At 47.8% G+C, this 12,718-nt stretch carries 7 protein-coding genes; 3 read left to right on the top strand and 4 right to left on the bottom strand.

The window, feature by feature from the left end:
* On the bottom strand, positions 1-2,435 hold a 2,435-nt coding region (locus LLG96_17750; GenBank protein ID MCE5252052.1), incomplete at its 3' end, for a hypothetical protein.
* Between the two features lie 1,326 nt (positions 2,436-3,761).
* On the opposite strand from LLG96_17750, the gene LLG96_17755 reads away from it, so the two are divergent.
* Together LLG96_17755 and LLG96_17760 are read left to right on the top strand one after the other, a co-directional pair.
* Positions 3,762-4,733 carry a D-2-hydroxyacid dehydrogenase gene (locus tag LLG96_17755; protein ID MCE5252053.1) on the top strand — a complete coding sequence of 324 codons (972 nt, stop codon included), beginning with the start codon at positions 3,762-3,764 and terminating at the stop codon, positions 4,731-4,733.
* A gap of 245 nt (positions 4,734-4,978) precedes the next feature.
* On the top strand, positions 4,979-5,905 hold the full coding sequence (locus LLG96_17760; protein MCE5252054.1) for an ATP-binding protein: 927 nt from the start codon (positions 4,979-4,981) through the stop codon (positions 5,903-5,905).
* 481 nt (positions 5,906-6,386) lie between these two features.
* Here LLG96_17760 and LLG96_17765 read toward each other — a convergent pair whose 3' ends face one another.
* From LLG96_17765 to LLG96_17775, 3 genes are all read right to left on the bottom strand, one after another.
* On the bottom strand, positions 6,387-7,826 hold the full coding sequence (locus LLG96_17765) for an alpha/beta fold hydrolase (GenBank protein MCE5252055.1): 1,440 nt from the start codon (positions 7,824-7,826) through the stop codon (positions 6,387-6,389).
* A gap of 298 nt (positions 7,827-8,124) precedes the next feature.
* Complete coding sequence (locus tag LLG96_17770) at positions 8,125-9,576, bottom strand: alpha/beta fold hydrolase (GenBank protein MCE5252056.1); 1,452 nt, start codon at positions 9,574-9,576, stop codon at positions 8,125-8,127.
* Positions 9,577-9,959: 383 nt separating this feature from the next.
* Entirely contained in the window at positions 9,960-11,021 is a 1,062-nt protein-coding gene (locus LLG96_17775) for a dienelactone hydrolase family protein (protein MCE5252057.1), read from the bottom strand.
* 461 nt (positions 11,022-11,482) lie between these two features.
* Here LLG96_17775 and LLG96_17780 point away from each other — a divergent pair, with 461 nt between their 5' ends.
* Positions 11,483-12,610, top strand: coding sequence for an MFS transporter (locus LLG96_17780; protein ID MCE5252058.1), 1,128 nt, complete (start codon positions 11,483-11,485; stop codon positions 12,608-12,610).
* Positions 12,611-12,718: the final 108 nt, after the last annotated feature.

Below are 12,718 nucleotides of genomic sequence, written 5' to 3' on the forward strand. Positions count from 1 at the left end.
GCCGAATGAGCAACACCGACAGTGGCGTCCCAGTCGGTAGTAAGTGAAAAATATACTCTTACCCGATCATTGAAACCATCGCTTGCGGTGCTGAGTTTCACCCACGAATCTCCTTCAAGATAGTAGGTGGAAATTGCGCCGTTTTTTCGGGCAATTTTAAAAGAACGGAATGGCTCGCCTGATAGAGACTGGGAATTGAACCTTCCCCAGGATGCGCCTATGCACATGTCTGTGTAGACGGCGTACTGTCCTCCCGACCACCCTGTAATTCCTGCAGTTTTCTGGAGAATCCCAATATAAGCCTGGTTTGTTCTCTGACCCGACACATCGGACACCACAGAAAAAGTAGCATATCTGTTCTGTCCCTGTTGAAGCGTTTTTTCGGACATGCGGATACTCGCGGTTATTTCAAAATCACCGGTCAGGGCTTTTTTACTGACCGCAGAATATCCGGCAGGCTTTTCGTCCGTTAACTGAAGACTGACCTCGCTTCCGTTTATGGTAAAATTGCCCATCCGGTTAGAATCCTGTTCTTCCGGAATAAAAAACATCCCGACAGTTCCCGGGTCTCCGGCTGCAGGGGCTTTCAGGTTCGCACCGATCCATGCAACCGATTTGCCATCTTCACAAACCACCACCATAGCGCCGGATACCGGATCAAAGGAAATCGCTCCGGGGCTGGGAAGACCGGTGATTACCGCGGTGGTTTTCCCGTCCTCGATTTTCAGAATCTGACCGGCTTGCGAATCGCTCACATACAGGGCTTTCCCGAAGGCGCCTCCCCTGCTCATGGCTATGGAAGAAAAACTCCCCTTGATAACCTGCGTTGCAACGCCGTTCGATCCGATCTCGTATACGGCATCCTCACCTCCGAACGGCCAGCCGCTCCCCTGCCAGTTCAAGGCATAGATAGTGTCGTTCAAATCATTGTATGTTATCGTTCCCAGACCCGGCGGGATATCACTTTCAAGAATCGGAATCTCGTTTTTTCCTTCAGCCGGAACAAACCAGACGTTATCGTATTCAAAATCGGAAAAATATAAACCTTTGAAAGATTCTGAAGGTTCGGGCTGCGCAGTGAAAGAGGTTACGTTGCTGCCAAACCACACGATATACTGGCCATCGCATACCACGACCATGTTCCCCGTAACCGTATCGAATTTTATTCTTCCGGGATTTTTGAGCCCCGTAATAACCGGTGTCAGGGTTTTGTTTGATTCCACTCTGAAAATTCTGCCGCCCAGGCTGTCAGTCACATAAAAGGAGTTCCCGAATATGCCGCCTCTGGCGGCAGCTATGGAGAACAACCGGCTTCCTTCAGGCGCCTCGACAACAAGCTCTGCAGAATCGCCTGCCAAACGGTAAACCGCATTGATTCCGCCGTTGGACCACCACTCGCCGGGTATCCAGTTCACCATATATACATCGCCGGCATCGTTTGCAGCGACCGACCACGGCGCAACCGGAGATTCTTTAAACAGGGGTGTTTCAGCCTGATCCGGTGTCGTGATGTGCCAGATATTGTCATTTTCAAAGTCGGTAAAATAATAACCGCCCTGCGGGGCGGAAATGAGATCACTGATACCGCCGTGCCCCTGGGACAGATTCCATGTGGAATAGGTTCCGTCATTATTCATGACGTAAATTCCTCCAAACTGATTACCGGCATCAGGAGCATAGTCAACCGATACAACATATCCGTTTTCGTACAGAGCTCCGGCTCGTAAGTTTGTGCCCACGAGAATATCGGATTCCGCTGCCGCACCTGAAGAACCGTCCGCCGCAATTTTTGCAAGCATTTTCCTGTTGGCGCTGCTGGTAAACGCGTAGAGGCTTCCGTCCGGTCCGAAGAAAAAATTGCCAACCGGACCGAAGGTATAATTTGATTTGAGAACCTTGGCGGTTATACCCTGCTGCATACTGACACCCGCAGGAAGGGAAGCAGGTAAGAACAAACTGTTTTTGACTCCGGGTATAACAAAATTGGTTCCACCATGACCCTGGGATAATTTCCATTCGCTGAAGGTCCCGTCTTTTGCAAGCTTATACAAGGCTGAGTAGTTCGCTCCACCACTGGGATTATAATCAATAACAACGACCATATTATCGCCATAAACCATTCCGCTTCTTGAGCTTACACCTGCCAGAACATCGGAATCTGTATATGTCACGGCATTCCCTGCAGCATCCATTGTGATAAGCTTTTTTTCGGAAGGATCGTTTGAAAGTATATAAGCATCAGGAGTTTTGCCATCAAAGAATGAACTCGCGAGAATCATGGGAGCACTGTACAATCTTATATCTGTTCCCTGCGGAATCCGGACATCTGTTGAAGGAAGAACCACAAGCGGTGAAACGATTCCACAATATGCTCTCATGGGTATTCCTGCTGCCAGAATTGATATTATAACTGCTACAGTCAATATTCTTTTCATATAAAGTACTCCTTGGATTGTCGGCTGTTCAACAGTCGAGGTTTCAGGTAATAACCATAATTTTTTAGTTCATCCGGTAAATGCGTACCCGGATTCCCGGTAAACGTGCTGTACGTAAATGCCTGTCGTTACTCAGAAGGCAGGATATGCATATCACGATTTTTTCTTAACCGCATTGTTTTACAATGTGTTCTCTCACCCTTTAATTCCCTCTCACATGCATGGGAGAGGATTCAACTTTCAGCATCCGTTTGGAAGCTCTCCCTCGCCCGCGCGAAACGGGGGGTGAGGGCAAAAAAACAAGCTTATAATTCATGAATCGTTCAGGTACTCATTATTCGATGACCCAATCTTTTAGTGATTGCATCTCAGATTCAGTAAAAAAATGTTTACATAATCGACTGATACATGATTACTTTCACCTTCAGCCTGTTTATACCATATTTTGCTTTCACCTGACCTTTTTTTAGATTGTTGATAAACAAAATATCATAAACTACCTTCCATTTTTTTTTAAACCTTATAAGAGTTATAATTGAACTTGATCTTAATCGATCATCAATTATATAAAGCGATATGATATAATGCCATCCGGGAAAAATCAATACAAAAATAGCTGCTTATTAGAATACTTAAATCTATTGTTTATCTCGGAGTTTTACGATTGATTCAAAAAAACTCTCTTCCTTTCGCTTCATGACATCACCCATGTAAGGGGACAGGACAAGACTGCAAGAACCTTGCTGTTGCCTCACCGTTGAAAACGGGTGTTCATATGCTGAAGAGGGCTTGAGTAAAAAAAGAAAATTGATTGAATCGGGAATTGGGGAGATTCATTGAAACCCACACCGCGCTGCATTATGCCGATGATATGAAACTCATCCGGACGGTTCTGACATGAAAAATCACAATTTATTCATGATAGCATAAATAATCCTTTATATTTGTATCTTGATGCCTTCATACGGTGTTGCAGCGAGACGCGTCGTGTGTGCTGATCCTTTTTTATGAATAACGCCTATGACCATAGATAGTCATAACGAAGGAAGAAAATGTATGCAGATTGTATATGGATTCCCGATTAAAGATTCGGGAATGACTGCATCGCAGGGACTCCCGTCATCAGGCCGGGGCTTTGGCACCGTGAACTGCACATGCATTTTCAGAATAATCCGGGATAAAAGGGAAATGAAATAGTATATTTCACACCCTCTTTGATGATATGTTCGAAAATTAAAATCCGTGTATATCCGCCTGATCCGCGTGAATCCGTGTTCTATTGAATCGTGTAGACAGATATATACAGATCGGAAAGGATACGAATCGATGGGTAATATCGAAAAAATAGTCGTTCTCGATGGCTATACGCTCAATCCCGGAGACCTGAGCTGGGATGCCCTCCGGGAGCTCGGCGACTGCGACATCCATGACCGCACCGGCCCCCCCGATGTGCTCCGCCGTGCAGCGGGAGCGGGTATCGTGCTGACCAACAAAACCGTGCTCGACCGTCCCGTTATCGACAAGCTCCCCAAAATGAGATATATCGGCGTCATGGCGACAGGGTACAATGTCGTCGATCTCGATGCCGCCCGCGAACGGGGTATCCCGGTGACCAATGTTCCGGCATACAGCACGATGTCCGTGGCGCAGATGGTGTTCGCGCTGCTGTTCGAGATGACCCAGCATGTCGCCCATCACTCCGGTACCGTCCGCATCGGCAGATGGACATCGAATCCCGATTTCTGCTACTGGGACTACCCGCTCATCGAGCTCGACGGCCTTACGATGGGTATTGTCGGGTTCGGCAGGATCGGCAGGACAGTTGCCCGTATAGCATCGGCGTTCGGTATGAAGGTGCTCGTATACGACATCAGCCCGTTTCAGCCGGACAGCGCCGGTGTGATATTCACAGACCTCGACACGGTATTCATGACAAGCGATGTGGTAACCCTCCACTGTCCGCTGACACCCGAATCGGAGGGCATGATCAATGCAGCCCGTCTTGCGCTCATGAAGCCGTCGGCATACCTCGTCAATACCGGCAGAGGACCGCTTGTGAACCCGTACGACCTTGCCGAAGCGCTCAATACCGGGAAAATCGCGGGCGCCGCCATGGATGTGCTGCCGGTCGAGCCTCCCCCAGCGGATAATCCGCTCCTCAACGCGAAAAACTGCATCATCACCCCGCATATCGCGTGGGCGACGAGGGCTGCGCGGTCACGGCTCATGGGCATCGTGGTCGACAACGTTCGGGCGTTTCTCGCGGGAAACCCGAAGAATGTGGTGAACGGGGTGTGAATGAAAAAGTACAACAGTGTAACTATATCCATAGATGATCATGTAAAAGAAACCCTAATCACTTACTAAAGTAAAAAAGATATAAAATTGTATCAATAAATTTTTATTGAAATCTTTTCAGTATATTATTATATTATAAAGGCAAACTTTTTATTAACATTCCACAGACTAAATCTGCTCATTTTAAAAAATATTGAAAAAATATATTCAAATGTTTAATATTATTAATATTCAAGGGAGATAGTATGGAAAAAGAATGGGATCAGGAAATAATTCAGCACTATATTGATAATGGAATAGAAGAAAGTACAGGTTTAGAGTATAAAGGTGCTGATTCACTCGATAAAAGTGACGGTAAAAAGAAAGAAATAGCAAAAGATGTTTCCGGAATGGCGAACGCTTCCGGGGGATTGATATTTTACGGTATACAGGAATACCAAGAAAAATCTCACAAACATAAACCTGAAAAAATTGATCCCATCGATCGCACACAGTACTCTAAAGAGTGGCTGGAACAAGTTATTGCATCCAATATTCAACCTCCCATATCAGGATTTACCATTTATCCTGTGCCAATAAATACCGGAACAGATCATGTCGTTTATGTTGTTGAAGTTCCACAGAGCATGACTGCACATCAGGTTACTCAAAATAAAGATTATAGATATTACATTCGATTGAATTTCGAAGTTATACCAATGGAGGATTATCAGATAAGAGATGTAATGAACCGAGCTAACAAACCTGATGTTGTTGTTGAATTCAAATATATCGTAATAACAGATATTGGTAGTATTCATGAATATAAATTAGGAATAAAGATAATAAATAAAAGCCATTTGTTGGTAAATCATTGCATGCTGGAATTCTCATTTCCTGATTTAAAAAAACATGACGGAAGTGATGCCGTTATGTATGAAGTTATACCTGATTATTCCTCTGATAAGATTTGGGTAAAAAAAGAATCAGGATCAATACATGTAGTTTACCGTTCCGATGATGTTTTATTTCCAAAACAAGAGAAAGAGATTGGAGATATATTTACTTTACAATACAAGTTTAATCGTGATATTTTTAATAACTTAAATAGATATCCTAAAATAAAATGGACTTTATATGCCGATGATATGATACCTAAAAATGGGGAAATGTCTGTACCACATTGTTTTTAATTCGATTAATTCAGATATTTAAAGTTGAATTTTATTATCATAAAGATCCCCCCTGCCTTTCGGTATCCCACTTAGTTTTGTAAGGGGGAAACGGTGCAGCCGAGGGGATCAATTAAGTTAACTATTTTAAAAGGGATATACAGATTTTTATATCAAGTAGGATAACTGTCCGGTAAAAATATTTATTATCTCGTGTTTATAGCAGACTATGACAATTACCACCTTTATAACAGGAACTCACCCCGCGCATATCACTTTGATAATACAGATATTGGTGGCGCTTCCCCTCTCTTTGAAAGAGAGGGGATTGAGGGGTGAGTTCGGGTGGAGAAAAGGGGTAATAATCACATCCAAAACACTCCACATACTTATAAATAGACTATTTACACGATATTTCCAGCTTTATTAGAATTTTAACAGGACACTATTGATCAAGCAGATATTTACGTGTCATTATTGAGAACATACCATACTATTACATTCACTTTCCCTGAGCGTATCGTTCTGTCTGACTTACCAGCCACTGTGCGATCGTATCCAGCACAACGGGGGACATGGTTTCCTCGATGTCTTTGTATTCCTCCACAGCGCCGGTCTTGTCCGTTACCTGGAAAAGATGGTTCATATCCGGCATTTCTTTCACGGTGTACCGGGTGTTTCCTGCGGCCTTCAGCGATTCCTCGATTCCTCTGAGGTTTTCCTTTGCGGAAACCTGCACGTCCTTGCTGCCGTTCAATGCAAGCACCGGGCATGTTACTTTACGCAGCGTCGGCCGGGGATCGCCGGCTATGAATTCCCTGAACCACGGTGAGGAGAGGTCGGCGTCGATGGCGTGTCTTGGTGTGGGAACAATCCTTTTTTCATCTTCGGTCATATTGTCAAACAGGCTGTTCAGTTTCTTTCTGGCGACATCATCATCCTTTTCGTCTCTGAGAATGACATGATATCGTTCGATCCAGTCGTGGAATATCACGATGTCGGCTTCGCTCATGCCTTTCGCCCGCCTGATGGCGCAATTCTGTAAAACGATACCCTCACAGTTGCTGATTCCCGGCCCGGCGAGCATAACGATGAAGGCCACATCCGGGGATTCGGTAGCAATCATGGGAGCAATCAGGCCTCCCTCGCTGTGCCCGACAATGCCGACAGCACGCGGATCGACATCGGGGCGGCTTCTCAGATACCGGAACCCGGCAAGGGCATCGCTGGCAAAATCGGACGGTTTTGCCGAGTGATGATCCCCGGTGGACCTGCCTACTCCGCGCTTGTCATAACGGAGAACCGCGAACCCGTTCCGTGTGAGATAATCGGAGAGCACGAGGAACGGTTTGTGGCCGAATGCTTTTTCGTTACGTTCCATGGGACCCGAACCCGACAGGAGGAGAACCGCAGGATGCGGCCCCGGGGACCGTGGTATGGTCATCGTACCGGCGAGTTTGACCCCAACCGCGGGATTATCGAAAACAACCGTCTCTTCATCATAAGGATAGGGTTTTACCGGGTCCTGTTTCTTCGGGATAACGGGAAGTTCCTCAACGATTTTCAGGGGCAGGGGTATGGTGTTCCCCCCCTGCGTGAACTGTGCATCGATCGAGAGGTCATCCTCGTTGATCGGACCTTCGATGACAATATCCGCAACCTTTATTACAAATCGGGCAGTTCCGTTTTCAAAGGAAAACTCATCGGCCAAAATGCCGATATCCCTCTGGTCGATACTGGTCAAAAAAGCGGCAAGATTCCCGTCCGCTTTACGCAACACTTCAATCGCTATCCTGAACTGAGCATGGCCAGAGACGTTGAGAACACCGAACCATATATGTTCCCCGATCTCCTCCGTGGTCAGTGCCGCGAAGGAGATACCCGGGCAGAACAGGACAAGAACAATGATCGCGACAGCCAAAATTTTCAAGAGATTTTTCATGATACTCCCCTTTTTGGTGTTTCAAAATAAGAATAGTGTGTTATAAGCATGCTTTAAGAGGGCTGTGAAAAAGTATATATTTCACGAGCCCTATGACGAAATGTGTTGTTTTGTTGCTGTCAAGGGCATGTAAGCTTGTCCCCGAATCATTAATCGGGGATCGGCACTTCGTGCCGACCCTTGACAGCTTATATCCAAACTTACAGACTTTATCACAAGACTTTTAAAGCATTTGACGTGTGGGGTGAAATCGGAATTTCTCCGCCCTCTTAATTATTGTTCAAAAACAGTATTCCGTCTATTTACTGCTGACGTATTTTCCTGTCTGACCGGTCAACCACTGTGCGATCGTATCCAAAGCTGACGGGGCAATGGTTTCCTCGAGTTTCGAGTATTCATCGGGAGAACCGGTTGTGGCTGTCTGGAAGAGATGGTTCAGGTCCGGCATTTCTATCACAGTGTACCGGGTATTCCCTCCGGCTTTCAGCGATTCCTCGATCCCTTTGAGGTTTTCTTTCGGGGGACACTGGACATCTTTGCTGCCGGTCAGCGCGAGCGTCGGACATGTGACCTTCCGCAGTATCGGCTGCGGATCACCGGCTATAAATTCCCTGAACCACGGCGAGATGGCGTTCTTTGCCTGGAGAGTCCAGCCCATATTCCACTCGTTTTCGCCGATAAGACGTTTCTCGTCGTCGGTCATATTCGCGTACATGTCCCGCATTTTTTTCTCGGCGACCGCGTCATCCTTTTCGTCCTTCGCAATGGCATAAAACCGTTGCGACCAGCTGCGGATTACCGCGATGTCGGCATCGCCCAAACCTTTCGACTGTCCTATTTCCGCGCAATCCTGTAAAACCTCAAGATCGTAGTGGTTGATTCCTGTCCCGCCGAGCATCACGATAAAGGCCACATCGGGGCTTTCGGACGCCACCTGCGCAACGATAAAAGCTCCCTCGCTGTGCCCGATCATGCCGACTGCCCCGTGATCGATATCGGAGTGTCTCATGAGATACCGTACCCCGGCAAGGGCATCACCGGCGAAATCGGTCGTTGTTGCCGAACGATAATTCCCGGTCGAACGCATGATTCCGCGTTTGTCATACCGGAGAACGGCAAATCCGTTCCGCGTCAAATAATCGGCGAGCAGCCAGAAATGTCCGTACGATGTTCCATTGCGGTCATTCGGCCCCGAACCCGCCACGAGCAGGACTGCCGGATGCACCCCCTGTGTCCGGGGAATGGTCAGAGTGCCGGACAGTTTGACACCACCTTCGGGATTATCGAAAACTACAGCTTCCTCGATATAGGGATAGGGTTTTACAGGGTCCTGTTTTCTTGGAGGGCGGGAAGGCACCTCTTCAACAATTTTCAGGGGAAGAGGTAACGATTCGCTGCCCTGCTTGAACTGCGCATCGATCGTCATGTCTTTATCGTTGATCGGACCTTCGATAACAAGATTTGCGGCTTTTATTACAAAACGCGCGGTTCCGTCCGCAAGGGAAAATTCATCGACCGGGATACCATATGCGCCCTGGTCGGGACTACTGAGTGCAGCCGTAAGATTCCCGTCGGCTTTGCGGAATATTTCAATCACCATTCTAAGCTCAGCGTTGGGAACCTTCAGGACACCGAGCCAGATATGCTCTCCCGTCACGTTTTCGGCAGACGGCGCTGCGGAAGAAATGCATGGACAGATCGTAACAAGAGCGATAATCACAACGGCTGTTCTTCTCAAAAAGTCTTTCATATACTCTCCTTATTCGTTACAGTGTTTCAGAATATGAACAGTGTGTTATAAGCATGCTTGAGTGTATTTGACGAGGGGAGAGAAACAAAAATTTCAGGGGAATCGGTTTTCCCATTGATATATAGGAATTTTATGAATGATACCAAAAAAAATCCCCCCTTGAATAATGATCCAAGGGGGGGGTAAACTCTAAAACCGGTTATGACATCAGACAGTGAAAACTATATGTGGTATGTTCATACCAATTCGTATTTAAATATTCACTTTTAATCCAGATATGATTTACAATTAACGAATTATGGAGGTATATCATTCCAAAATCGTAAATCTAAAATCGTACATCGTAAATGCTTTTATTCCTTTATGAACGCAATGTGGTATGTTCACATCCATTTTCCCAGAAACTCCACGATCTCCTTCCGCATTGTCGCAGGCTCGAAATGGGCGATATCGTAGACTGTCAGCTTCCATGCTTCGGGTGCGTTGTCACGGCGGTAGACTTCCTTCATGTCGCGGTCGATGCGCTCGAGACCCCTGACCGGCGTAAGGGAATCATACCGTCCCGCGACCCCGAGATGCGGACGGGGCGATATGAGCCCGTTGATCTGCGATGTGGTGAAATGCCTGAGGAGGCTCGGAACATAGTAGTAGATGCCGTGCCCGTCCAGCCCGCGGGCCTCGATGAGGGCATCGAAGTCGGTCAGGCAGCAGATGTCCACACAGACCTTTATCCGCGTATCGAGCGCCGCTAGCCACCACGACATGGTGCTTCCCATGGACATTCCCATGGTTCCGATGCGCTTTGAGTCTATATCGTCCCGCGACACGAGGTAGTCGAGCGCGCGAATGTTGTCATAGACCATCATTCCCCACATGACCTGCCCTGTCCAGAGCATCTGCTTGAAAATCTCGCTTTCGGTCCTGCCGCGGCGTTCGCCGAATGCCCATGCATCGATGCAGAGCGCCGAGTACCCGCGGCGGGTCAGCTCTTCTGCGTATGGCGGTTTCTGCATCTCGAAACGGCCGAGAACGAACTCGTTCTTGCCCATGTCGTATTCGCCGAAATGGGCGTGGTTGTAGAGAATGACCGGTGTCCGTCCGCGGGCATCGAGCGGCCGGACAAAATAAGCCGGAACCGGCTCGATGCCGTTGAGGTCGAGCACGAGCTTTTCCAGAATGTACTTTTCGGTCTTTTCCTCAGAGATTTTCTGAACAGTGATCGGGCGATTACGGTCGGGGAGGTCGCCAAGGAGCGAATAGAGCTCCTTACGGCGTTTTTCCTTGTCCCCGGAATACGGGGAATCCGGTGATACATGGGCATTCCCCGCTGCGGGCGACAGAAATGACGAAATGGCTGTCAGGGCAACACTTCCGGCAATTCGCGAGCATGCATCACGGCGCGAGAGAGCAGTGAAGACGCTTTTTGTTAACAGGTGTTCAGACATGGTATAATCCTCTTTTTTGCACGGGTTTATCTGAAAATATTTTACCACGAAGACACAAAGACACAAATAGAGATAAGAGATTATTTATATTATATTTAGTAATTATCATTCGTTTACATGAAAAAACGATATATAAAGAAAAAAATCCGCGTATATCCGTCCAATCCGCGCAAATCCGCGTTCTATTCATCGTGAGATTTCTGTCCTGACCTCGGCGGCTAACTTACATCCATATATACGGGAGTTTCGCGTTGTTTTTCAACAGGTTTTTAACCGGTAATCAACACAGACGGCTTTCCTGGTTACGGGCAGCGGATGAAGATGTCTCCCGGCTGCTCGCATGAATTTTACCGGCAATTATCAGAGATACCGCTTTATCCGGCAGGAATAATGTGGTATTTTAGTGCCTTTAATTCCGCGCTGTCCGCGGGTTTTCAACATTTCAACACACAGGGGAGCACATGACAGCGGTTCTTGCGATTACAAGCATATACAGTCTTGGTATGATCGGCACCGTTATCGGCGCTTTCAAGCTCGAACTGGCGCGATCGCTCGACATCGACAATGCACGTGTCGGCGGGCTCATATCCGTCATGACCTTTACGAGCATGGTGGTGTCGCTTGTGCTCGGAGTTCTTGTCGATACCATCGGCTACCGTCCCGTGGCAGCATCAGGGTTTGTCCTTGCCGCGATTTCGGTATATATGCTCGTTTCCGCCCGGAAATATGGCAGCGCCGTGTTTGCATGTTTCATCATGGGTACAGGCTGGATGAGCCTCATGACATTCGGCAATAACCTCATCACCCGTGTGCTGTTCGACGGCCTGAATCCTTCCGCCGCGCTCAATTTCGGCCATGTTTTCGGCGCGCTGGGCGCCCTGACCCCGCCGCTCGTGATCGGACTGTTCGTTCGCCGTTTCGGATTCCGTCACACGGGGAATTTTTTCACGGTTCTGCTGCTGATTCCGCTCCCGTTTGTGCTGTTTACGGTGTTTCCGGATATTCACAGCCGGTTTGTCCCTGCGCAGGCTCTTGTGCTCCTTTCCAATCCCGCCGTCATCATTTTCAGCTGCGCCCTGTTCTGTTACGGCGGTATCGAAAGCTCCTTTTCCTCGTGGATTACCACATATGCGAACAGCCTGAAATTCACCGACCGCGCCGCGAACATCACGCTTTCGATTTTCTGGCTGAGCCTTATGGGCGGCCGGCTCGCTGCAGCGATGTATGTGTCTCCCCTCACAGAAACGGCCGTATTGATCACGTGCATCATTATCGTGGTTCTGGTTCTCGTGATTCTGGTAAAAAACGAGCATAAGGGTATTGCCACTGCGGCGGTGATCGTTGCAGGCTTCACACTCGGCCCCATGTTTCCCATAATCGCCGGGAAGGCGGTGGCAAAAGTCGATCCGCTCTTCCGCGGGAGCGCTTTCGGGGTCATCTTCGCGGCGGGAGTACTCGGCGGGAGCACCATTCCCGCGCTCATCGGTATTCATTCCAGATCGGGGAAACATTTCCGCAAAAGCCTCGTAATACCCCTTGCTGTTGCCTGCACGCTGTGTGCTATTCTCATGTCCGCCCGTCATATGTAACAGGAAAACAGTGGCATCTGCCGGAGAAATTGAATATATATTCGTATATGTAACCACGACCGGGCTATAATGCAGGAACGACGAGAAAAGTCAACAGGCTGACACAGA

This window comes from bacterium, from assembly GCA_021372535.1.
In the GTDB taxonomy this organism is placed as follows: domain Bacteria; phylum Latescibacterota; class Latescibacteria; order Latescibacterales; family Latescibacteraceae; genus JAFGMP01.

Bases quoted from the DNA above. Each gene is read 5' to 3' on its own strand.
- LLG96_17755 (MCE5252053.1), top strand. From the start codon at position 3,762: ATGGGTAATATCGAAAAAATAGTCGTTCTCGATGGCTATACGCTCAAT.
- LLG96_17760 (MCE5252054.1), top strand. From the start codon at position 4,979: ATGGAAAAAGAATGGGATCAGGAAATAATTCAGCACTATATTGATAAT.
- LLG96_17765 (MCE5252055.1), bottom strand. From the start codon at position 7,826: ATGAAAAATCTCTTGAAAATTTTGGCTGTCGCGATCATTGTTCTTGTC.
- LLG96_17770 (MCE5252056.1), bottom strand. From the start codon at position 9,576: ATGAAAGACTTTTTGAGAAGAACAGCCGTTGTGATTATCGCTCTTGTT.
- LLG96_17775 (MCE5252057.1), bottom strand. From the start codon at position 11,021: ATGTCTGAACACCTGTTAACAAAAAGCGTCTTCACTGCTCTCTCGCGC.
- LLG96_17780 (MCE5252058.1), top strand. From the start codon at position 11,483: ATGACAGCGGTTCTTGCGATTACAAGCATATACAGTCTTGGTATGATC.